Here is a 21,708-nt window from a genome sequence, read left to right on the forward strand (position 1 = left end):
GGCGGCCCCCGCACCCGGTTCGGCGCCCCGCGGGACGGCGCGTTAGGGTTGCCGTCGGGGGACGACCGCAGGAGGGGCCCGGCAATGAATCTGCGCGACCTGGTACGCCTCAGGTTGACCGACCTGTACGCCCACCGGGTGGAGCGGCGCCTGGACCCGGCCCAGAGCCCCAAGCACATCGGCGTCATCCTGGACGGCAACCGCCGCTGGGCCAAGGCGGCCGCGCGGACGACCGAGCAGGGCCACCGGGCCGGCGCGGACAAGATCACCGAAATGCTCGGCTGGTCCGAGGAGACCGGCGTCCAGGTCGTGACGCTCTGGATGCTGTCCACCGACAACCTCGACCGCCCGGCGGAGGAACTCGTCCCGCTGCTCGGGATCATCGAGGACGCGGTCCGCGGGCTCGCGGCGACCGGCCGCTGGCGCGTCCACCACGTCGGGGCGAAGGACCTCCTGCCCGCGCGCACGCAGTCCGTCCTCAAGGAGGCCGAACAGGCCACCGAGGGCGTCGAGGGCATACTCGTGAACGTCGCCGTGGGGTACGGCGGCCGCCAGGAGATCGCCGACGCGGTTCGCTCCCTCCTCCACGAGCACGCCGGGCGCGGCACCTCCATCGAGGACCTCGCCGAGATCCTCGACATCGACCACATCGCGGAGCACCTCTACACCCGCGGTCAGCCCGACCCCGACCTCGTCATCCGGACCTCCGGCGAGCAGCGGCTGTCGGGCTTCATGCTCTGGCAGAGCGCCCACTCGGAGTACTACTTCTGCGAGGTCTTCTGGCCCGCGTTCCGCAAGGTCGACTTCCTGCGGGCGCTGCGCGACTACACGGCCCGGCACCGCCGCTACGGCACCTGACGGCGGCCGGCCCCGGGGGGCCGGTTCTCCCGCGGTGAAACGACACGCCGTGGTGGAGCACCCGTTCGGAGTATTGCCGTGCTGCCCCGCAGGGCCTCCGCGGGGTCTGCCGGCTCGCGTTCCGCAGGCCGGACCCGTCCCCGCGCGCCGCTCGCCGGAGGCTCGTCACCGCCCCCGTGGCGCCCTTCGCGTGCCGGCGGGAAGCCACCGCGCGGCGCCGGGGCCGCAGGTCGGGGGCCTGGAGGGCCGTCCGGGGTGAGACATGCGCCACACCGGGGCAGGGCCGAATGCCGTGGCGCACGTGGCCGGATTGCGCTGCGGGGGCGGGTGGGAGAACGGCCGGAGAAGCAGCGGAGACGTGCGGGCTTGGGCCAACGGCTGTCATATGCAGTCGCATAGGCCTCCACTTTCGAGGGAATAGATCCGTCAGACCGACATCCGGCCCATGGATGTCGGACAGCAGCGGACGGCACCTGGCTGTCCGCCCGGGAGGCCCTTTGCTCACGGACGTGCCGTTGTCAACACTTGACTCAGACGGCACTGACCGCGTCGACTCGAAGGGCCGTGGTTCGGCCCTGGTGGTCGCTCCCGGCCCTGTCCCGCGCGACGCCGTCGCACCCCGACCTCTTCCGAGGGGGTTCGTCCACACGTGGTGACCAGCAAGAATCGCCGTGAGCACGACCGGCGCACATATGTACTCGACACCAGCGTGCTGCTTGCCGACCCGCATGCCCTCCTCCGCTTCGACGAGCACGAGGTGGTACTTCCGGTCGTGGTGGTGACCGAGTTGGAGGCCAAGCGCCACCACCCGGAGCTCGGCTACTTCGCCCGCCAGGCGTTGCGGCTGCTCGACGAGTACCGGGTCCGGTACGGGCGGCTGGACGCGCCCATCCCGATCGGCGAGCTGGGCGGCACCCTGCGCGTCGAACTGAACCACTCGGACCCGGGGGTGCTGCCGGCCGGCTTCCGGCTCGGCGACAACGACTCGCGCATCCTCGCGGTGGCCCGCAACCTGCAGGCCGAGGGCTACGACGTGACCGTCGTGTCCAAGGACCTGCCGCTGCGGGTCAAGGCGTCCTCCGTCGGCCTGCTGGCCGAGGAGTACCGGGCCGAGCTGGCGATCACCTCGGGCTGGACCGGTATGGAGGAGGTGGTGGTCCCTGCCGAGCAGGTGGACGAGCTCTTCCAGAGCGAGGTCGTCGACCTGCCCGAGGCGGACGGACTGCCCGTGCACACGGGTCTGGTCCTCCAGTCCGAGCGCGGCAAGGCGCTCGGCCGGGTCACGGCGGACGGACGCGTACGGCTGGTGCGCGGCGACCGGGAGGCGTTCGGCATCCACGGCCGCAGCGCCGAGCAGCGGATCGCGCTCGACCTGCTGCTCGACCCGGACGTCGGCATCGTGTCGATGGGCGGCCGGGCCGGCACCGGCAAGTCGGCGCTCGCGCTGTGCGCGGGGCTCGAGGCGGTTCTGGAGCGTCAGCAGCACCAGAAGGTCATGGTCTTCCGGCCGCTGTACGCCGTGGGCGGGCAGGAGCTCGGCTACCTGCCGGGCAGCGAGGCCGAGAAGATGAGCCCCTGGGCTCAGGCGGTCTTCGACACCCTCGGCGCGGTGACGTCCAAGGACGTCATCGAGGAGGTCGTGGCCCGCGGCATGCTGGAGGTCCTGCCCCTCACCCACATCCGCGGACGGTCGCTGCACGACGCCTTCGTGATCGTGGACGAGGCGCAGTCCCTCGAGCGCAATGTGCTTCTGACCGTTCTGTCGCGTATCGGGCAGAATTCCCGGGTTGTTCTCACCCATGACGTCGCCCAGCGCGACAACTTGAGGGTGGGTCGGTACGACGGCGTGGTGGCCGTCGTGGAGAAGCTCAAGGGGCACCCGCTCTTCGCGCACATCACCCTGACCCGCTCCGAGCGCTCGCCGATCGCCGCGCTCGTCACGGAGATGCTGGAGGACGGACGCACCTGACCCGACCCGACCCGAGCCTGCCGTAAGGGCAGTTGGGCAACACTGCTAGGCTGCTGCGCCGCGAGGGCGCAGCAGCCTAGCGGCGTTTGCGGCCGCTACCGGGTGGTACGAGAAAATTCCGTGACCCACGTGCCGTGTGAGGTTTGACACCCGGCAGGGAATTGCGTTGACGGTGCGGCTAGGGCAGGCTGTCGGTTCTGTCAGGCCCTGCCCATGGCACACCCGTACCTACAGGCGTACGGAACCCCAGAATTGAACAGCGTTCGCCGTGGGCCGCCCGAGCTGAATCAGCGGACTCCCGCCTCCAGGGGGGAGACCCACCGGGCCAGTAGCTTCTGTGACCGGTGCATGAAGAAGCCAGCGCGAAGGGCACGATCGCGTCCGTGAGGTCACCAAGCGGGCGTCGCTGGAAGGAAACCGTGTGAGCCGGATCTCGGTCCGGGGATTCGCGGTGGCTTCGGCCACTGCGGTCACCACCGTGGGCGCTGTCGTCGGTGTCGCCTCTGGTAGCGAGCAGCCGGGCCTGCAGCCCGTCGCCGCCACCGACGCGACCACCGTTCTCGCGGACATACCCGCGGGACAGCAGGTTCAGCAGGCCTCGCTGACGCAGCAGGTGCAGGCGCAGACGGACTTGGCCGACGCGAGCGCGAGGAAGGCCGCCGAGGAGACTGCCCGCAAGCAGGCTGCCAAGGACGCCGCCGCCCGCAAGGAGGCCGAGAAGAAGGCCGAGGAGCGGAAGAAGCAGGAAGCCGCCTCCCGTGCCGCGGAGCGCGCCGCCCTCGTCGTGAAGGCCTCTTACACCACCGCCGAGGTCCAGGCGATGGCGCAGGGGATCATAGGCGACTCCAGCCAGTACCAGTGCTTCTCCAACATCGTCACGCGCGAGAGCGGCTGGAACTACACCGCGACGAACTCCTCGTCCGGCGCGTACGGGCTCGTCCAGGCCCTGCCCGGCTCGAAGATGGCCTCCGCGGGCGCCGACTGGCAGACCAACCCGGGCACCCAGATCAAGTGGGGCCTCAACTACATGAACAGCCGCTACGGCAGCCCGTGCGGCGCCTGGTCCTTCTGGCAGAACAACCACTGGTACTAGACAATTCGCCTGGTACCCCCTCGTACTGCCGCAAAGCGACGCCGAGCCCCTGACCCCTGTGCTGGGTCAGGGGCTTTGTGCGCGTACGGTAGTGCGGTCGGAAAGGCCGCGGGGGGCGGGGGACAGGGGTAGATCGATGTCGGAGAAGCGCCAGTGGGGCGCCGGTCTGGCGGCCGAACTGGCCAGGCTGGCCGGCCGCCTCGAGGAACAGCGCCGGGCCGCGGCCGAGAAGGCGCGCGCGGAGGCGCGCGCCGAGACCCGCCGCCAGGAGGAACAGGCCGCCGCCGCGCGCCGGTACGTGCCCCGTGGTGCGGGCCCCGGGAACCCGGTCGCCCAGGTGCCGTGGAGCATGCGGGTCGCCGCCGAGGTCGGCTGGCGGCTGCTGGTGCTGGCCGGCACCGTCTGGGTGCTGATGCGGGTGATCGGCACCATCCAGCTGGTGGTGCTGGCCTTCGTGGCCGCGCTGCTGATCACCGCGCTGCTGCAGCCCTTCGTGGGCCGGCTGAAGCGGCTGGGGGTGCCGCGCGGAGTGGCCACCGCCATCGTCTTCATCGGCGGCTTCGTGGTGATGGGCCTGGTCGGCTGGTTCGTGGTCTGGCAGGTCATGGAGAACGTCGACAACCTCTCCAACAGCCTCCAGGACGGCATCAACGAGCTGAAGCGCTGGCTGCTCAACAGCCCGTTCCATGTGACCGAGGACCAGATCAACCAGATCGCGGCGAATCTCCAGGACGCGATCGGTACCAACTCCAAGGCGCTCACCGACGCCGGACTCCAGGGCGTCACCGTCGTCGTGGAACTGCTCACCGGCATCCTGCTGGCGATGTTCAGCACGCTCTTCCTGCTCTACGACGGCCGCAACATCTGGAACTGGTGCCTCAAGCTCTTCCCCGTCGCCGCCCGCGACGGACTGGGCGGGGCCGGCCCGCGGGCCTGGCGCACCCTGACCCTCTACGTGCGCGGCACGGTGATCGTGGCGCTGATCGACGCCATATTCATCGGCATCGGCATCTACTTCCTCAGGGTGCCGATGGCGGTGCCGCTCGCCGTCATCATCTTCCTGGCCGCGTTCGTGCCGCTGGTGGGCGCGGTGGCCTCGGGCACGATCGCGATGGTCGTCGCGCTGGTGACGCAGGGGCCGTTCACCGCGCTGATGGTGCTGGTCGTCGTGCTGGCGGTGCAGCAGATCGAGGGCCACATCCTGCAGCCGTTCATCCTCGGCCGGGCCGTGCGGGTGCACCCGCTGGGCGTGATCCTCTCGGTCGCCGCCGGATCGCTCATCGCGGGGATCGGCGGCGCGGTCGTGGCCGTGCCCCTGGTCGCGGTCACCAACACCGTCGTGGTCTATCTGCGGGCCAACTCCCGTGAGGCGGCGCTGCGGTCCGCCGAGGCCGAGGCCGGCCCGCAGGACGCCGCCGGGACCGCCCCAGCGGCCGCACCCGGACTCGCCGAGCCCGCACCGGAACAGGGCACCTGAGCCGCCCGCGGCGGACAGCGGACGGGCCCGGCCTCCCCGTGGGGGAGGCCGGGCCCGTCGCCGTGCGCGGCACGTGTCACGCGTCTGCGAGAACTGCCTCGGCGTCCAGCGTCGTGGCGACCGCCTGCACGACGGCGGCGATCTTGAACACCTCCTGGACCGACTCGCGCTCGACGCCCGCCGAGCGGAGCACCTGCTCGTGCGAGTCCAGGCACATCCCGCAGCCGTTGATCGCCGAGACCGCCAGCGACCACAGCTCGAAGTCGGTCTTCTCGACGCCCGGGTTGCCGATGACGTTCATCCGCAGACCGGCCCGCAGGTTGCCGTACTCCGGGTCCGACAGCAGGTGCCGGGTCCGGTAGTAGACGTTGTTCATGGCCATGACGGCGGCGGCGGCCTTCGCGGCCCGGTACGCCTCGGGCGTGAGGTTCTCGCGGGCCTCCGGCTCCAGCGCGCGCAGCACGATGGCCGAACGCGAGGCGATGGCGGTGGCCAGCACCGTGCCCCAGACCTGCTGCCGCGTGAGCAGACCCGTGTCCTCGGCGTTGCCGATCACGGAGCCCAGGTTGAGCTTGAGGTCCTTGGCGTAGTCCGGCAGCGCGGACTTCAGCTCAGCGAGCGCCATGCTCACTCACCGGCCAGCAGCTTGACGACGTCGAGGGTCTCGTCGCCCTTCTTCCAGTTGCAGGGGCACAGCTCGTCGGTCTGCAGCGCGTCGAGGACCCGCAGGACCTCCTTGGGGTTACGGCCGACGGAGCCGGCGGTCACCATGACGAACTGGATCTCGTTGTTCGGGTCGACGACGAAGGTCGCGCGCTGGGCGACACCGTCCTCGCCCAGGATGCCGAGGTCGGCGCAGAGCTCGCGCTTGATGTCCGACATCATCGGGAAGGGCAGGTCGCGCAGGTCGTCGTGGTCCTTGCGCCAGGCGTGGTGCACGAACTCGGAGTCCACGGAGAAGCCGAGGATCTGCGCGTCGCGGTCGGCGAACTCGTCGTTCAGCTTGCCGAACGCCGCGATCTCCGTCGGGCAGACGAAGGTGAAGTCCTTCGGCCACGCGAAGTAGACCTTCCACTTGCCCTCGTACGACTTGTGGTCGATCTGGGCGAAGGCCTTCTCGGGGTCGAGGTCGACACAGGCGGTCAGTTCGAACGCGGGGAACTTGTCACCGACGGTGAGCACGCGCACTCCTTGTGAGGGTTGAGCCCGGCGGCGGGGTGGCCGCACCGGTCCCATGGGTTGGTCGCGATCAGCCTGTCATGAGCCCATTGATCAGTGAAATCGTCCCGGCGGGTGGCATTGATCGGCCCTGGTTATCGGCTGCTGAAGTTCAGGAGTGCGGCTGCGCAGAGTGACCACGTCCGGAAGGCGCCGGACGCCCGCGGCGGAGGAGGTGGACGATCCGCCTCCGTTTGCACGGCTAGACTGTGCGGCCGTTGATCGGAGGCGGTTATCAGTAGTCAGCGCGCGACCCGGCGCCGGCCCAGTCTGTCCCAGTTGCGGGCTTTCGCGGCTGTCGCCGAGCACCTGCACTTCCGGGACGCGGCCGCCGCGATCGGCACGAGCCAGCCCGCCCTGTCGGGTGCGCTGGCGGCGCTGGAGGAGGTGCTCGGCGTGGTGCTCGTCGAGCGCACCACCCGCAAGGTGCTGCTGACCTCGGCGGGGGAGCGGATCGCGGTGCGGGCGCGGGCGGTGCTGGAGGCGATGGGCGATCTGCAGGACGAGGCGGAGGCGGCGCGGGCGCCGTTCACGGGCGTGCTGCGGCTCGGGGTGATCCCGACGGTCGCCCCCTACCTCCTGCCGAACGTGCTGCGGCTGGTGCACGGCACGTACCCGGACCTGGAGCTGCAGGTGCACGAGGAGCAGACCGCGTCGCTGCTGGAGGGCCTGGCGGCAGGACGGCTGGACCTGCTGCTGCTCGCGGTTCCGCTGGCCGCGCCGGGCGTGGTCGAACTGCCGCTCTTCGACGAGGACTTCGTCCTGGTGACACCCGGCGACCACTGGCTGGCCGGACGCGCGGACCTGCCCCGCGAGACGCTGCGCGAGCTGGATCTGCTGCTCCTGGACGAGGGTCACTGCCTGCGCGACCAGGCGCTCGACGTGTGCCGCGAGGCCGGCCGCACGCAGGGCGCGGTCGCGACGACCAGCGCGGCCGGACTGTCCACGCTGGTGCAGCTGGTGGCCGGCGGGCTCGGGGTGACGCTGCTGCCGCGCACGGCGGTCACGGTGGAGACGGGACGCAGCGCGGACCTCGCGACGGGCTACTTCGCGCACCCGGCGCCGTCGCGGCGGATCGCCCTGGCGATGCGCGCGGGCACCGCGCGCGCGGAGGAGTTCGAGGCGTTCGCCTCCGCGCTGCGCGATGCCCTGGCACCGTTGCCGGTGCGGTTCGCCTGCTGAGTCACTCCGTGCGGAGTCCGTCCGGGCGCATCATGCGCCACAGCGGCGGCAGGCTGAGCAGGGTCACCAGCAGGACGACCCCGGCGGCGATGCCGCTCATGGTGGCGACGCTGCCCCAGGCGAAGTGCAGTGGCGCGCCGACCATCTTCAGCAGGGCCGAGCCGAGGCCGACACCGCCGGCGACGGCCAGGACGAGACCCAGTGCGACCGGGAGCGCGGTCTGCCACAGCACGGACAGCCCGAGCACCGAGCGCCGGGTGCCGAAGGCGACCAGGACCGCCAGCAGCTTCCGTCGCTCGCGCAGTTGCTCCAGCATCGAGACGAGCAGGCTCGCGCCGATCAGGGCCAGGGTGGCGGCGGCGCCGACGAGCAGACCGCGCCGGATCGTGGCGAACTTCCGGTCCTCGTTGGTGCCCTGGAGCTGGTAGATGTCACCGAAGGCATCGAGGCGCACCGCGGTGTTGCGGGCCTGTTCCACGGCGTCCGGCGCCTGCGGGTCGGTCCGCAGCAGGACCTTGACGTCCGGATCTCGCAGCAGCGCCACGTCCAGGGCGCCGGGAGTGGCCAGGACGCCCCACTCCTGGCCGCCGTCCGGGGAGACGCGCGACGTCACGCGGCGGGCGTTCGCCGGGACGGTCCACAGCCGCGGGGTGCCGGCGTAGTGGTCCTCCATCGGCATGTTGAAGTCGATCGCGCGGCCCGGCCGCGCGACCGCGTCGACGTCGCCGTAGTCGTACGGGTCGTCGGCGAGGAACACGTCGCCGTCCGCACAGCCGTCGCCGACCGTGATGAGTTCGCGCAGCGTGGCGCAGTCGGCCACCAGCACCGGCGCCGTGGGCAGGTCGGTCGTGGACTTGCGGGTGGAGGCGTCGGCGGGCACGGCGTACGAGGAGACCATGCCGAGCGCGGCGCGCACTCCCGGCGTGGCGGCGAAGGCCTGCTCGGCCCGGTGGGCCTCGGCCCCGGTCCGCACCTGGGTGGTGGCGACCAGCTGGGCCCGGTGCGGGTCCTTGCCGCTGTCGGTGACGAAGTCGCTCTGCACTCCGGTGAACAGGGTCTGCAGGGCGATCGCCCCGGCCACCGCGGCGGTCACACCGCTGACCATGCGGGCGGAGGCGCTGCTGTTGAGCTGGATCCGGCGGGTGGCCAGCTGCCAGGGCACCGGGCCGCCGCGCAGCCGGCCGACGACCGCCTCGACCATCCAGGGCAGCAGGGCGGTGAGCCCCACGAGGAGCAGGATCGTGCCGGTGGCCACCTGGAACGAGTTGACGTGGCTGTCGTTGTTGATCGCGCCGAAGAGCGGGGCCAGCAGCCCGACACCGGCCAGCGGGATCAGCAGCCGCCACCACAGCCGGCGGCGGCGTGTCGTCGCGTTGCGCACGACGCCAAGCGGCTCGACCGCGATGCCGCGCATGGCCAGCAGGGTCACGGCGACCGCGGCCCCCGGCACCGCCAGGGCCACGAGCAGGGCGAGCCCGGCGCCCGGGGTGATGTCGGAGGGGTAGACGCTGATGTCGTACAGCGTCACGTCGTTCGCGAACTGCCGGGTCCCGAGGAACAGCGCGGCGCCGACGGCCAGTCCGAGCAGTGAGCCGAACAGGGCCTCGCCCGCCGCGACCCGCCGGGTCATCCTGCTGTCCGCGCCCACCAGCCGCAGCGCGGCCAGCCGGCGGTCGCGGCGCTCGCCGCCGAAGCGGACGGCGCTGCCGATGAAGACCGCCACCGGGAGCAGCAGGACCACGAAGATGATGACCACCAGCAGGGAGAGGATCCCGCCGAGCGGTTCGGACTTGACGGAGCCGCCGCCGAAGTACGCGATACGGGTGGCGTTGCCGGTGTTCGCGTTCTGGCCGGTTCCCCGGGCGACGAGCTTGTCGCTGCCCGCGTAGTAGGCCAGTTCGGCCGGGCCGACCAGGCCCTTGTCGCCGATGACGCCCGAGACCCGGTAGTCGAGGCGGTCGCGCAGCAGCTTGCTGCCGGGCCGGTCGAGCAGCCGCTTCAGTGCGGGGGAGATCACCATCTCGCCATTGGCGGGCATCGACGTGACGCCGGGCGGCAGGACCGGGCGGTCGCCGTCGGCCTTGAGGAGCAGGCCCCGGATGTCGTCGTCGTGGAAGGTGGTGTTCGCCTCGGCGTACAGCACCGTGCTCGCGGTGACCTTGGGCGGCTCCTTGAACCAGGAGTAGTCGCGGTCGTAGCCGCGGTCGCTGCGGGCGCCCAGCATGGCCGGGACGGAGGCGGCCACCAGCAGCAGGGCCACGCCGAGGCCGACGCCGACGGCGGTGAGCAGCGTACGGGTCCAGCCCTCGCGGCCGCCGGTGGTGGCGAAGCGGAATCCCAGGCCCACGTCGCGGAACCAGCCGGACAGGGTGCCGCCCCGCGCGGTTGACTCGGAGCTCATGCCACCCGCTCCATGTCCCGCGACTTGCCGTCCCGCACGACGACCTCGCGGTCGGAGTAGGCGGCCACCCGCGCCTCGTGGGTGACCAGGACGACGGCCGCGTCGGTGTCCCGGGCCGCGTCGGTCAGCAGGCGCATCACCCGCTCGCCGTTGAGCGAGTCCAGGGCGCCGGTCGGCTCGTCGGCGAAGACCACGCGCGGGCCGGTGACCAGCGCACGGGCCACCGCGACCCGCTGGCCCTGGCCGCCGGAGATCTCGCCGGGCCGCTTGCCGGCCAGGTCGTCGACCTCCAGCCGGCCCATCCACTCCTTGGCGCGGGTCTCGGCCTCCTTGCGCTTGACGCCGTTGAGCCGCAGCGGCAGCGCCACGTTCTCCACACAGGTCAGTTCGGGCACGAGCTGGCCGAACTGGAAGACGAACCCGAACTCGCCGCGCCGCAGCGCGCTGCGCTCGGCGTCGCTCATCGCGGTCAGCTCCCGCCCCCGGTACAGCACCTGGCCGGAGTCCGGCCGCACGATGCCCGCCAGGCAGTGCAGCAGCGTCGACTTGCCGGAGCCCGACGGCCCCATCACCGCGACGACCTCACCGGCGCGTATCGCGAAGTCGGCGCCGTCCAGGGCCGGGGTGGGGCCGTACGCCTTGTGCAGGTCGACGGCCTCCAGCAAACGGTCCGTGCTGGTCATGCGGTTACCTCCGCCGCGAGTCGGTCCAGTCGTGAAGTCGTGAGTTCCAGCCACCGCAGGTCCGCCTCGAGGTGGAAGAGGGCGTGGTCGCAGACGAGCTGGTCCGCGAAGTCGCCGTCGCGCTTGCGCGCGGTCAGTTCGCGCATCAGGCGCAGGTGCTCCGAGCGCTGGGTGTCGAGCAGGTCGGCGGCGCTGCGACCGGTCAGCAGCGCGAGGACGACCTTGGTGTAGAGGGTGCTCTGCAGGTAGGGCTCGGGCTTCTCCGGCTCCGAGAGCCACGTGGCGACGTCGGTGATCCCGGCGTCCGTGATCGCGTACCGCTTGCGCTCGGGGCCGCCGCCGGCCTCGATGCCGTCGACCTCGACGAGCCCGTTCTTCAGCAGCCGCGCCATGGTCGAGTAGACCTGGCCGTAGTGCAGCGGGCGGTCGTGACCGAACTTGTCGTCGAAGGCCCGCTTCAGGTCGTAGCCGTGGCGGGGGCCGGACTCCAGGAGCCCGAGCAGGGTGTGGCCGATGCTCATGCGGAGGACTCTACATGACGCGTATACCTGCAGTGTATAGATCTTGTTCATAGTGACGAGGGTGTGACAGAACCCCATCCGACCAGGCAGTTTCTCGTCCGGCGCGGCCGCGGACACGATGCAGCCCCGGGGCACGGACGGACATCACGTGCGCCGGGGCTGCGATCAGGAGGAGGTCACAAGCCGTTGACGTCGGCGGCGATGCGGTCGCCGACCTCCTTGTCGATGTTGCGCCAGTACTGCACGGCGCGCTCCAGGACGGGGGCGCTGACCCCGTTCTTCAGATGCCCGGAGACATTGGAGACCAGCCGGTCGCGGGCGGCGTCGTCCAGGACCTGCCGGACCATCGTCCCGGCCTGCCCGAAGTCGTCGTCCTCGCGGTGCAGCTTGTAGGGCTCGTGCACCATGTTGCCCGCCACCTCCCAGCCGGCCGGCTCGCCGAACCGCTGGATGTCGGCCTCGGGTCCGCCGAAGGAGTTCGGCGCGTACGGCGCGGCCGTGCGCGACGGCTCGTAGCGCATCGGCCCGTCCTTGGCGTACGAGCGCACCTCGGTGTGCGGGCGGTTCGGCGGCAGCTGCGCGTAGTTCGGGCCGATCCGGTAGCGGTGGGTGTCCGCGTACGAGAACAGCCGGCCGAGGAGCATCTTGTCCGGCGAGGGGCCGATGCCGGGCACCATGTTGCTGGGCTCGAACGCGGCCTGCTCGATGTGGATGAAGTAGTCCTCGGGGTTCTTGTTGAGGGTCATCCGCCCGACCTCGATCAGCGGGTAGTCGCCGTGCGGCCACACCTTGGTGAGGTCGAAGGGGTTGAACCGGTAGTCCGCCGCGTCGTCGAACGGCATGATCTGCATGTACAGCGTCCACGAGGGGTGGTCGCCTCGCTCGATGGCCTGGTACAGGTCACGGCGGTGCAGATCGCCGTCGGCGCCCGCGTAGTGGTCGGCCTCCTCCTGGGTGAGGAAGTCGATCCCCTGGTCGGTCTTGAAGTGGTACTTGACCCAGAACCGCTCACCGCCGGCGTTGACCCACATGTAGGTGTGGGAGCTGTAGCCGTTCATGTGGCGGTACGACTTCGGCACGCCGCGGTCGCCCATCAGCCACGTGACCTGGTGCGCCGACTCGGGGGACAGCGTCCAGAAGTCCCACTGCATGTTGTTGTCGCGCAGTGAGCTGTCACGGCGGCGCTTCTGGCTGCGGATGAAGTCCTGGAACTTCATCGAGTCGCGCACGAAGAAGACCGGCGTGTTGTTGCCGACCATGTCGTAGTTGCCGTACTCGGTGTAGAACTTCAGCGCGAAGCCGCGCGGGTCGCGCCAGGTGTCGGGGCTGCCCAGCTCGCCGGCCACCGTCGAGAAGCGGGCCAGCATCTCCGTCCGCCGTCCCGGCTGGAAGAGGTCGGCCTTGGTGAACTGACTGACGTCGTTCGTCACCTCGAAGACGCCGTATGCGCCCGAACCCTTGGCGTGCACCACGCGCTCGGGAACCCGCTCGCGGTTGAACTGCGCCATCTTCTCGATCAGGTAGTGATCATGGAGGAGGATGGGGCCGTCCGAGCCCACCGTGAGCGAATGCGCATCGCTCTCCACCGGAATCCCGGCGTTGTTGGTGGTGTAGGGGGTGCTCATGTGAATGTGTCCTCCCGTCGATCTTCGGAAGAGTCCGTCGGGGGCTCCTGGTCGCTAACGACCACACAAACACTGAATCACCGGCTCGGCACGCCGGGCAATGCCTTCAGGCCACCGTTCTGGACAATGTCCAAAGATGAATCCTGTACGGACACGGAGCGTCTAGCGCTGCACACCGCCCGGAATGCCCATTTCGAACCAGACCACCTTTCCGGCGCTGAGCCGGGTCGCTCCCCACCGCTGGGCCATCCGGTTGACCAGGTACAGCCCGCGGCCGCCCTCGTCCTGCGGCTGGGCATGGCGCATCCGCGGCAGCGTCGGGGCGTCGTCGCCCACTTCGCAGCGCAGTACGTCGGTGCGGAGCAGCCGCAGCGTGATGGGCCGTTCGGCGTACCGCACCGCATTGGTGACCACCTCGCTGACCAGCAGCTCGGTCGCCTCGGCCAGCGACTCCAGGTCCCAGCGGCTGAGCGCCTGGCGCACCAGGCGCCGGGCCCGGCCCGCCGTCTGGGCGCGCGGCTCGAGGAACCAGTACGCCACGTCGCGCGGCGCGATGCCGTCGAAACGGGCGGCGAGCAGCGCGATGTCGTCGTCCCGGTCGCCCGGGCCGACGATCTCCAGCACCTCGTCGCACAGCGGCTCCAGCGGCGGCGGGCACATCACCGCCGAGGCCGTGTGCAGCCGCTCGCGCAGCATCTCGATGCCGCCCCACACGTCGCGCGCACGGGACTCCACCAGGCCGTCGGTGTACAGCAGCAGCGTCGCCCCGGCCGGGGCCGGCAGCTCGACCGCCTCGAAGGGCACCCCGCCCACGCCGATCGGCGCGCCCGGCGGCACCCGCAGCACCTCGGCCAGCCCGTCGGCGTGCAGCAGCACCGGCGGCGGATGACCGGCGTTGGCGATGGTCACCCGGTGCGCGATCGGGTCGTAGACGGCGTAGATGCAGGTGGCCATGCGGTCCTGGCCGAGCCGCTGGGCCTGCTCGTCCAGGTGGTAGAGGACCTCCTGCGGCGACAGGTCCAGACCCGCCAGGGTCTGCACGGTGGTCCGCAGCTGGCCCATGATCGCCGCCGACGTCATGGAGTGGCCCATGACGTCACCGACGACCAGCGCCACCCGGCTGCCGGGCAGCGGGATCGCGTCGTACCAGTCGCCGCCCACCCGGGCGGACTCGGCGGCCGGCAGATAGCGGCTGGCGAGCCGCACGCCGGTGGGCTCGGGCAGGGAGTCCGGCAGCATCTCGCGCTGCAGGGAGTCGGCGATCGACGCCTCGCGGTCGTAGAGCACCGCCTTGTCCACGCCGAGCGCGGTGTGGGTGGCCAGCTGCGCGGCCACCAACAGGTCGTCGGGGTCGAAGGCGGCCCGCTCGGGGCGGCGCAGCAGCACCGTCGCGCCGATCACCCGGCGGCGGCCGCGCAGCGGGGCCAGGATCGCCCGGCGCCCCGTCGGGAGCTCTAACGTGTCGCCGGACGCCGCCTCCGGGCAGCCGCCCACCAGCTCGTGGAGCGCGGCCGTGGCCTGCGGGCTGTCCGAGAAGACCGGGCGGACACCGCGCAGCACCTCCGCCAGCGCCCCGTCCAGCGTCACGTTCACGACCTCCGCGGCCGCGCCGTACTGGCCCTCGGTGGACGGCACGACCGGCATCAGCAGGCCCTCGACGGGCTGCTCGGTGTCGTCCGGCACGCGGTCGGTGCGGCGCAGCCGCAGGACGAGCGGGCCCGAAGGACGCTCGTCGCCGACCGGCAGCGGGTCGCGCAGATAGACCAGGATCGCGTCGGCGAAGGCCGGCACCGTCGAGCGGCACAGGCCCAGCACGATCTCGTCCAGGTCCAGGCCGCGGGCGATGCGGCGGGTCGCCGCGCCGACGTAGCGCAGTCGCTCGGCCTCGGCCTGCCCGGCACGGCCGCGGTTCTGCGGGCCGATCTTCTTCAGCGGGCGGCCGGCGGTGGAGTCGTCGTCGACCGGGTGGCCGCCGGGGCCGCCGTGCCGGCCCGCCGAGCGCGCGGCGGGAACCCCGGTGTCCGGCATCCGCGCACGGGTGCGCGGTTCGCCGCCCTCGGGCTGCGCCGGACCGGGGGTGCCGGGCGTGCCCGGGGTGCCGCCGGCGGCGGAGGCCCGGCGGCCGGGCTGCTCGACCGGCGCGGCCATGGCGGTGGCCGCCCGCAGGTCGTGCGGGGAGGCGTGGTCCCACGGCCGGCCGGCGGACTCGTCGCCGGGCGAACCGGGGGAGCGCAGATGTGCGGACTGCCGGCCCCGGGCGGCGTCGGCGGTGGTGCTCGCGATCGCGTGCTGGACGCCGGTGGCGCTCTCCGCGGCCACCACGCGGGCGGCCTGACGGTCTCTCACCTCGGCGGATCTGCGGTCGGGCCGGGTGTCGCGGGTGCCTCGGCGGCCGGTCCGACCGGCCTTGGCGGGAGCGCCGGCCTCGCCGCCCGACGGCCGCTGGGCGGGCGGAACGGGCTGCAGGGACGGGGCGCCGGGATCGCTCCCGGCAGTGCCGGCGGCACGCTTGGCCGCGCCTCCGCCACCGCCGCGCCGGGACCGCCGGGGGCGCCCGGAGGACGGTTCGGCCGGGGTGGAGGAAGGGGCAGGGGCCTGGCTCTGTACGGGCTGCTCCGCACCGGGCGCGGCCGTGGCGGCCTCGCCGGCCGCCGTCGCGGCGTCCGGGGTCAGCCGGAAACCGGTCCGCGGATCGGGGACCGGCTCGGGGTCGCCCGGACGTGCCGGGCCGGCCGCTGTCGCCTGGGCGGCGGCCTGCTCAGAAATGCGCTCCGTGCTCACGCTGGTCGTTCCATCCGGTCGGGTGCGTCACGTGCGGGGCACGTGGCGGGGCGGCCGCGTCAGGCGGGTCGGCGGCAGTGCAGGAAGAGTTGCTCCTCCGGCGGCACTTCTGTGCTGTGCGGCGCGTAGGCGTACGACTCCTCCCTCAGGACCTCGAATCCTGCGTCGGCCACCACCTGGCGCAAATCGTCCCGTAGATAACCCGATACCCGGATGGTGTTACCAAGGAACGGAATCGGAAAGTCATCCACATCGGCTTCTACCATCGAAAGAGTGAACAGCCCCCCGGGGACGAGTAGATCGCGCACGGCCCGCAGGGCCAGCGGAATCTCGGCGCGGGAGAGCATCAGCAGCGAGAAGAAGGCGGTGACGGCCTCGAAGCGTCCCAGGTCGTGCCTGCCGTGCGCGGCGTAGGGGCCGCCGGGCCGCAGATCGGCGATGTCGGCCCGGTGGAAGGTGGCCGGCGGCACGTACTGGCGGGCCAGCGACAGCATCACCGGGGAGAGGTCGATTCCGGTCACCTGGTGCCCGGCGTCGGAGAGCTGACGGCAGGTCGGCAGCCCGGTGCCGCATCCCAGGTCCAGCACGCGGGAACCGGCCGGCAGCCGCGTCAGCAGCCACTCGCCGGCCGCGACCTGTCCCTCCTTGTGCGGGAAGGCCTCGTCGTAGCGGTCGCCTATGGCGTCGAAGGCCTCCGCCTGGCCGGTGCGGTCCAGCTGTATGTCCTCGTAGCCGCCGACTCCCACAGCCTGGGCCTCCCGTGATGACCTGCGTGACGTAGCGTCAAACTCTAGTGTGAGCCTGTGATTTGTGCAGCACTATGAGGCACGATCTTACGGTTGGGGCTGGGGGGCCCGGCAAGACTCACGCGGTCACCTTGCCGGACGGTCCCAGTCAACCGGAAGAGCCGGTACCGGCCACGCCGGATTCGGACGCCAGTGCTGCCAGCCCTCGTCGAAGGGGTGGCCCCACTCCCCGATGACACCCACCGCCCGCCGCCCGGCCTCGCGCACCCGCTCCGCCGTCGCGGCGGACATCAGCCCCGCGGCCTGCGCCTGCTCGAACTCGTCCTCGTCCCGCCAGTGCCAGCCGCGGTCCGGGGAGACATGGATGTCCAGGAAGTGGTCCTCGGAGTCCACGCCGCCCGACCAGCGGCGGCGCGGCTCCTCCAGGTTCACGTACCAGTTCTTGAAGAGCCAGCCCCGCTCCCAGAACAGCCATACCGACCACGGCTCCCCGGGGCGGGCCAGCTTCAGGACACCGGTGCCCCACCAGCGGTCGACACTCGTGGTGCGCGGCTTGAGGTAGCGCGTCTCCAGCGGCTCCTCGTGGATCGGCGTGCCGTCGGCGAGCACCGGGCGGACGCACTCGGTGCCCGGCGCCATCCAGACGGCCAGCAGCTCCGCGTCGTCGCGCACCACCGTCACCGGACGGCAGATGTGCACCCGGTCCGTCGCGTTGCCGCGGTAGCGCCACAGCACCTGGTCGCCCGGCGACCAGTGGTCCTCGCCGCCGTCCTGCCCGGTACCCGGATGAAGAAGGATGTCCGCCGTCATGAAGAGATCTTACGGACGACGTGTCACGACGGCGTCACCCTTGCGCCGAGCCTTCGTCACGGGCCGTCGCACCACGTCACCGCGGGGGACGCTGCCCGTCACGGACGGGTCATGCGCAGCACGTCCAGTGCCTCGTCCAGCTGCTCCAGGGTGAGCAGGCCCCGCTCGACGTACCCGGAGTCCAGCACCACCTGACGGATCGTGCGGCGCTCGGCCAGCGCCCGCTTGGCGACCTTGGCGGCCTCCTCGTAGCCGATGTACCGGTTGAGCGGCGTGACGACGGAGGGCGAGGACTCGGCGTACTCGCGGGCGCGCTCGACGTTGGCGGTGATGCCGTCGACGGTGCGGTCGGCGAGCAGCCGGGAGACGTTGGCGAGCAGCCGCACCGACTCCAGGACGTTCTTGGCGATCACCGGGAGCATCACGTTGAGCTCGAAGTTCCCCGCCGCGCCGGCCGTCGCGATGGTCGCGTCGTTGCCGGTGACCTGGGCGGCCACCATCAGCACCGCCTCCGGGATGACCGGGTTGACCTTGCCCGGCATGATCGACGAGCCGGGCTGGAGGTCGGGCAGGGCGATCTCGGCGAGGCCGGTGCGCGGCCCGGAGGCCATCCAGCGCAGGTCGTTGGAGATCTTGGTCAACCCGACCGCGATCGTGCGCAGCTGACCGGAGGTCTCCACGATGCCGTCGCGCGCGCCCTGCGCCTCGAAGTGGTCGCGGGCCTCGGTGAGCGGCAGGCCGGTGGCCCGTGCCACCTCCGCGATCACCGCCGCCGAGAAGCCGGCCGGGGTGTTGATCCCGGTGCCGACGGCCGTCCCGCCGAGTGGCAGCTCCGCCAGTCGCGGCAGCGAGGCGCGCAGCCGCTCGACGCCGTAGCGGACCTGGGCGGCGTAGCCGCCGAATTCCTGGCCGAGGGTGACCGGCGTCGCGTCCATCAGGTGCGTACGGCCGGACTTGACCACGTCCGCGAACTCGGCCGACTTGCGCTCCAGCGCCGCCGCCAGGTGCTCCAGCGCCGGGATCAGGTCGCCGTTCACGGCGGCGGTCGCGGCGATGTGGATGGAGGAGGGGAAGACGTCGTTGGACGACTGGCTGGCGTTGACGTGGTCGTTGGGGTGCACGTCCCGGCCGAGGCGCTCGCTCGCCAGGGTCGCGATCACCTCGTTGGTGTTCATGTTGGACGAGGTGCCCGAGCCGGTCTGGAACACGTCGATCGGGAAGTGCTCGTCCCAGCGCCCGGCGGCGACCTCCGCGGCCGCCTCCTGGACCGCCTCGGCGACGTCCTTGTCCAGCACGCCGAGCTCCGCGTTGACCTTCGCCGCGGCGGCCTTGATCCGGGCGAGCGCCGCGATGTGGGCGCGCTCCAGCCGCTGCCCGCTTATCGGGAAGTTCTCCACCGCCCGCTGCGTCTGGGCGCGCCACTTGGCGTGTGCGGGAACCCGCACCTCGCCCATGGAGTCGTGCTCGATCCGGTAGTCGGCCGCACCCTGCTCGGACATCGCTGGAATCCTTCCCTCGGGACAGTTCCCAGCGTCCCACCGCCGCCGGGAAAGTACTGGTCAGTAGGACAGCGGCGCGGCGGTTTTCATTCCTCTCGCCGCCCTCGGGAACGCCTTCCCGCGCCGGCCCGGGAACACCGCCGCCCCCCGGCGCGCGGGCACCGGGGGCGGAGAGGGGCGGAGAACGGCGGAACGGGCCCGCGTGCGGGCTCAGGCGCCCGGGCGCAGCGGGATGCTGGTGAAGGTGGGCGCCGGCGCGGGGTCGGTGAAGAAGTCGTTGCCCTTGTCGTCCACGACGACGAACGCCGGGAAGTCCTCGACCTCGATCCGCCAGACCGCCTCCATGCCGAGCTCCGCGTACTCCACGACCTCGACCTTCTTGATGCAGTCCTGGGCCAGGCGCGCCGCCGGGCCGCCGATCGAGCCGAGGTAGAAGCCGCCGTGCGCGGCGCACGCGTCGGTGACCTGCTTGGAGCGGTTGCCCTTGGCGAGCATGACCTTGGAGCCGCCCGCGGCCTGGAACTGCTCGACGTAGGAGTCCATGCGGCCGGCCGTGGTCGGGCCGAAGGAGCCGGAGGCGTAGCCCTCGGGGGTCTTGGCCGGGCCCGCGTAGTAGACCGGGTGGTCGCGCAGGTACTGCGGCATCTCCTCGCCCGCGTCCAGCCGCTCCTTGATCTTCGCGTGCGCGATGTCGCGGGCGACGACCAGCGGGCCGGTCAGCGACAGCCGGGTCTTGACCGGGTACTTGGACAGCTCCGCCAGGACCTCGTCCATCGGCCGGTTGAGGTCGACGCGCACGACGTCCTCGTCCGACAGGTGGTCGTCGGTGGTCTCCGGGAGGTACTTCGCCGGGTCGGTCTCCAGCTGCTCCAGGAAGACGCCCTCGGCGGTGATCTTCGCGACGGCCTGGCGGTCGGCGGAGCAGGAGACGGCGATGGCGACCGGCAGCGAGGCGCCGTGCCGGGGCAGCCGCACCACGCGGACGTCGTGGCAGAAGTACTTGCCGCCGAACTGCGCGCCGATGCCGATCTTCTGGGTGAGCTCGAAGACCTTCTCCTCCAGCTCCTTGTCCCGGAAGCCGTGGCCGGCCGGCGAGCCCTCGGCCGGCAGCTCGTCCAGGTAGTGCGCGGAGGCGTACTTCGCGGTCTTCAGCGCGAACTCGGCGGACGTGCCGCCGACGACGATCGCCAGGTGGTACGGCGGGCAGGCGGCCGTGCCGAGCGAACGGATCTTCTCCTCCAGGAACTTCATCATGGAGGCCTCGTTCAGGACCGCCTTGGTCTCCTGGTAGAGGAAGGACTTGTTGGCCGAGCCGCCGCCCTTGGCCATGAAGAGGAACTTGTAGGCGCCGCCGTCGGTCGCGTACAGCTCGATCTGGGCCGGCAGGTTGGAGCCGGTGTTCTTCTCCTCCCACATGGTCACCGGGGCCATCTGGGAGTAGCGCAGGTTGAGCCTGGTGTACGCGTCGAAGATGCCGTGCGACAGGGCCGCCTCGTCACCGCCGGAGGTCAGGACGTTCTGGCCGCGCTTGCCCATGACGATCGCGGTGCCGGTGTCCTGGCACATCGGCAGCACGCCGGCCGCGGCGATGTTGGCGTTCTTCAGCAGGTCCAGGGCGACGAAGCGGTCGTTGGGGGACGCCTCGGGGTCGTCCAGGATGCGGCGCAGCTGCGCGAGGTGCGCCGGGCGCAGGTAGTGCGAGATGTCGTGCATGGCCTCGGCGGCGAGCGTGCGCAGCGCCTCCGGCTCCACCTTGAGGAAGGTCCGGCCATCGGCCTCGAAGGTGCTGACGCCCTCGGAGGTGACCAGGCGGTACGGGGTGGTGTCCTCGCCGAGGGGGAGGAGGTCCGTGTAGGAGAACTCCGGGCGGGCCGAGGGGGACGAGGGGGGCATTTGGGGACATCCTCACTGCGCTGCACTGCGCTGCGTCATCGAAGCCCGACCAGCGTAGAACGAGAGCGGGTCGCCGGGTGTGTGAGGTGACCCTCACTGCCGGGGGCAGGGGCCTAGTCGCGATCTATCGCGTTTGTGTACCGTAGGCCCGTGGATGAGTCCTCGCTCCGGAAGCGTGAGCAGCAGCCCCTGAGTCCCCCCGTCGCCGAAGCCGACATCCGCGCGTCCGACGCGGACCGCGACCGGGTGGCCGACATTCTTCGCGATGCCCTGGCGGAGGGGCGTCTGACCACCGAGGAGCACTCGGAGCGGCTGGACGGCGTGTACGCGGCGAAGACCGTGGGCGAGCTGGAGCCCTTCGTGCGCGACCTGCCGGTCCCCGCCCCGGCGGCCGCCCCCGCCCAGGCCCGGCACTGGGTCCCGGACCACTCCGGGGAGAACCCCAACCTCGTCGGCATCCTCGGCGGCGCCGAGCGCAAGGGCCGCTGGCGCGTGGGTTCGAAGATCAACGCGGTCGCGATCCTGGGCGGCGTGGTGATCGACCTCACGGAGGCGACCTTCACCGCGCCGGAGGTCGTCATCAACTGCACCGCCATCATGGGCGGCGTCGAGATCAAGGTGCCGGAGAACGTGACCCTGCGCGGCGGCGGCGTCGTGGGCATCATGGGCGGATCCGACGTCGAGGCGTACGAGGCCCCCGACCCCGGCGCCCCGGTCATCAAGGTGCAGGGCCTGGCGTTCTGGGGCGGCGTGGAGGCCAAGCCGCGACGCGGCAAGCGGGTCAAGAAGAAGGACGGCCGCCCCGAGCTCGACCACTGACGGTTCGTCAGTCCGCAGTCTCCTCTCCGGCGGTGGGGGGGGGGGGCCCCCCCCCCCCCCCCCCCCGCCCCCGGGGGCCCCCCCCCGCCCGCGGCCACCCCCCGTTGAGCGGGCGGGCCCGCCGCCCGCGGGG

Annotated in this window: 17 protein-coding genes; 6 read left to right on the plus strand and 11 right to left on the minus strand. The window is 71.7% G+C overall.

Annotated features, from left to right (window positions below; all coding sequences use genetic code 11):
- The first annotated feature begins 84 nt into the window (after window positions 1–84).
- The 4 genes from ACFYXS_RS25790 to ACFYXS_RS25805 all read left to right on the plus strand — a co-directional run bounded on the left by ACFYXS_RS25790 (window position 85) and on the right by ACFYXS_RS25805 (window position 5,397).
- Window positions 85–858: an isoprenyl transferase gene (locus ACFYXS_RS25790; RefSeq protein WP_389252135.1), complete on the plus strand. Its 774-nt coding sequence runs from the start codon at window positions 85–87 to the stop codon at window positions 856–858.
- Window positions 859–1,507: 649 nt separating this feature from the next.
- The gene (locus ACFYXS_RS25795) at window positions 1,508–2,827 is read left to right on the plus strand and encodes a PhoH family protein (RefSeq protein WP_319658749.1); all 1,320 of its coding nucleotides are present in this window, start codon (window positions 1,508–1,510) and stop codon (window positions 2,825–2,827) included.
- A 421-nt stretch (window positions 2,828–3,248) separates the two neighbouring features.
- A complete protein-coding gene (locus ACFYXS_RS25800; protein WP_389252138.1) occupies window positions 3,249–3,920 on the plus strand; it encodes a transglycosylase SLT domain-containing protein in 672 nt (223 codons plus the stop codon).
- 136 nt (window positions 3,921–4,056) lie between these two features.
- Window positions 4,057–5,397, plus strand: coding sequence for an AI-2E family transporter (locus tag ACFYXS_RS25805; RefSeq protein WP_389252140.1), 1,341 nt, complete (start codon window positions 4,057–4,059; stop codon window positions 5,395–5,397).
- Window positions 5,398–5,473: 76 nt separating this feature from the next.
- Here the strand turns inward: ACFYXS_RS25805 and ACFYXS_RS25810 are convergent, their stop codons facing one another.
- Both ACFYXS_RS25810 and ACFYXS_RS25815 read right to left on the minus strand, forming a co-directional pair.
- Window positions 5,474–6,022 carry a carboxymuconolactone decarboxylase family protein gene (locus ACFYXS_RS25810; protein ID WP_389252142.1) on the minus strand — a complete coding sequence of 183 codons (549 nt, stop codon included), beginning with the start codon at window positions 6,020–6,022 and terminating at the stop codon, window positions 5,474–5,476.
- Between the two features lie 2 nt (window positions 6,023–6,024).
- Entirely contained in the window at window positions 6,025–6,579 is a 555-nt protein-coding gene (locus ACFYXS_RS25815) for a peroxiredoxin (RefSeq protein WP_389252144.1), read from the minus strand.
- A gap of 315 nt (window positions 6,580–6,894) precedes the next feature.
- Between ACFYXS_RS25815 and ACFYXS_RS25820 the strand changes: the two genes are divergently transcribed.
- On the plus strand, window positions 6,895–7,797 hold the full coding sequence (locus ACFYXS_RS25820; protein WP_389252146.1) for a LysR substrate-binding domain-containing protein: 903 nt from the start codon (window positions 6,895–6,897) through the stop codon (window positions 7,795–7,797).
- 1 nt (window position 7,798) lies between these two features.
- Here the strand turns inward: ACFYXS_RS25820 and ACFYXS_RS25825 are convergent, their stop codons facing one another.
- The 9 genes from ACFYXS_RS25825 to ACFYXS_RS25865 form a co-directional block, all read right to left on the minus strand.
- Window positions 7,799–10,198, minus strand: a complete 2,400-nt coding sequence (locus ACFYXS_RS25825; RefSeq protein WP_389252148.1) for an ABC transporter permease — start codon at window positions 10,196–10,198, stop codon at window positions 7,799–7,801.
- Complete coding sequence (locus tag ACFYXS_RS25830) at window positions 10,195–10,881, minus strand: ABC transporter ATP-binding protein (protein ID WP_389252150.1); 687 nt, start codon at window positions 10,879–10,881, stop codon at window positions 10,195–10,197. The genes ACFYXS_RS25825 and ACFYXS_RS25830 overlap by 4 nt, the downstream gene beginning before the upstream one ends.
- Window positions 10,878–11,402 carry a PadR family transcriptional regulator gene (locus ACFYXS_RS25835; protein ID WP_389252152.1) on the minus strand — a complete coding sequence of 175 codons (525 nt, stop codon included), beginning with the start codon at window positions 11,400–11,402 and terminating at the stop codon, window positions 10,878–10,880. Before ACFYXS_RS25835 ends, ACFYXS_RS25830 begins: the two co-directional genes overlap by 4 nt.
- 176 nt (window positions 11,403–11,578) lie before the next feature.
- A complete protein-coding gene (locus ACFYXS_RS25840; protein WP_389252154.1) occupies window positions 11,579–13,027 on the minus strand; it encodes a catalase in 1,449 nt (482 codons plus the stop codon).
- A gap of 162 nt (window positions 13,028–13,189) precedes the next feature.
- Window positions 13,190–15,175, minus strand: a complete 1,986-nt coding sequence (locus ACFYXS_RS25845) for a SpoIIE family protein phosphatase (protein ID WP_389252303.1) — start codon at window positions 15,173–15,175, stop codon at window positions 13,190–13,192.
- A gap of 692 nt (window positions 15,176–15,867) precedes the next feature.
- Window positions 15,868–16,554, minus strand: a complete 687-nt coding sequence (locus ACFYXS_RS25850) for a class I SAM-dependent DNA methyltransferase (protein WP_389252156.1) — start codon at window positions 16,552–16,554, stop codon at window positions 15,868–15,870.
- A 126-nt stretch (window positions 16,555–16,680) separates the two neighbouring features.
- The gene (locus ACFYXS_RS25855; protein ID WP_389252158.1) at window positions 16,681–17,364 is read right to left on the minus strand and encodes a DUF402 domain-containing protein; all 684 of its coding nucleotides are present in this window, start codon (window positions 17,362–17,364) and stop codon (window positions 16,681–16,683) included.
- Window positions 17,365–17,462: 98 nt separating this feature from the next.
- Complete coding sequence (locus tag ACFYXS_RS25860; RefSeq protein WP_389252160.1) at window positions 17,463–18,863, minus strand: class II fumarate hydratase; 1,401 nt, start codon at window positions 18,861–18,863, stop codon at window positions 17,463–17,465.
- Window positions 18,864–19,073: 210 nt separating this feature from the next.
- Window positions 19,074–20,756 carry a fumarate hydratase gene (locus ACFYXS_RS25865; protein WP_389252162.1) on the minus strand — a complete coding sequence of 561 codons (1,683 nt, stop codon included), beginning with the start codon at window positions 20,754–20,756 and terminating at the stop codon, window positions 19,074–19,076.
- Window positions 20,757–20,906: 150 nt separating this feature from the next.
- Between ACFYXS_RS25865 and ACFYXS_RS25870 the strand changes: the two genes are divergently transcribed.
- Window positions 20,907–21,575, plus strand: a complete 669-nt coding sequence (locus ACFYXS_RS25870; protein ID WP_389252164.1) for a DUF1707 domain-containing protein — start codon at window positions 20,907–20,909, stop codon at window positions 21,573–21,575.
- Window positions 21,576–21,708: the final 133 nt, after the last annotated feature.

This window comes from Streptomyces sp. NPDC002574, assembly GCF_042889545.1.
Classification (GTDB): domain Bacteria; phylum Actinomycetota; class Actinomycetes; order Streptomycetales; family Streptomycetaceae; genus Actinacidiphila.

Bases quoted from the DNA above. Each gene is read 5' to 3' on its own strand.
- ACFYXS_RS25790 (WP_389252135.1), top strand. From the start codon at position 85: ATGAATCTGCGCGACCTGGTACGCCTCAGGTTGACCGACCTGTACGCC.
- ACFYXS_RS25805 (WP_389252140.1), top strand. From the start codon at position 4,057: ATGTCGGAGAAGCGCCAGTGGGGCGCCGGTCTGGCGGCCGAACTGGCC.
- ACFYXS_RS25810 (WP_389252142.1), bottom strand. From the start codon at position 6,022: ATGGCGCTCGCTGAGCTGAAGTCCGCGCTGCCGGACTACGCCAAGGAC.
- ACFYXS_RS25825 (WP_389252148.1), bottom strand. From the start codon at position 10,198: ATGAGCTCCGAGTCAACCGCGCGGGGCGGCACCCTGTCCGGCTGGTTC.
- ACFYXS_RS25830 (WP_389252150.1), bottom strand. From the start codon at position 10,881: ATGACCAGCACGGACCGTTTGCTGGAGGCCGTCGACCTGCACAAGGCG.
- ACFYXS_RS25835 (WP_389252152.1), bottom strand. From the start codon at position 11,402: ATGAGCATCGGCCACACCCTGCTCGGGCTCCTGGAGTCCGGCCCCCGC.
- ACFYXS_RS25840 (WP_389252154.1), bottom strand. From the start codon at position 13,027: ATGAGCACCCCCTACACCACCAACAACGCCGGGATTCCGGTGGAGAGC.
- ACFYXS_RS25845 (WP_389252303.1), bottom strand. From the start codon at position 15,175: ATGGCCGCGCCGGTCGAGCAGCCCGGCCGCCGGGCCTCCGCCGCCGGC.
- ACFYXS_RS25855 (WP_389252158.1), bottom strand. From the start codon at position 17,364: ATGACGGCGGACATCCTTCTTCATCCGGGTACCGGGCAGGACGGCGGC.
- ACFYXS_RS25860 (WP_389252160.1), bottom strand. From the start codon at position 18,863: ATGTCCGAGCAGGGTGCGGCCGACTACCGGATCGAGCACGACTCCATG.
- ACFYXS_RS25865 (WP_389252162.1), bottom strand. From the start codon at position 20,756: ATGCCCCCCTCGTCCCCCTCGGCCCGCCCGGAGTTCTCCTACACGGAC.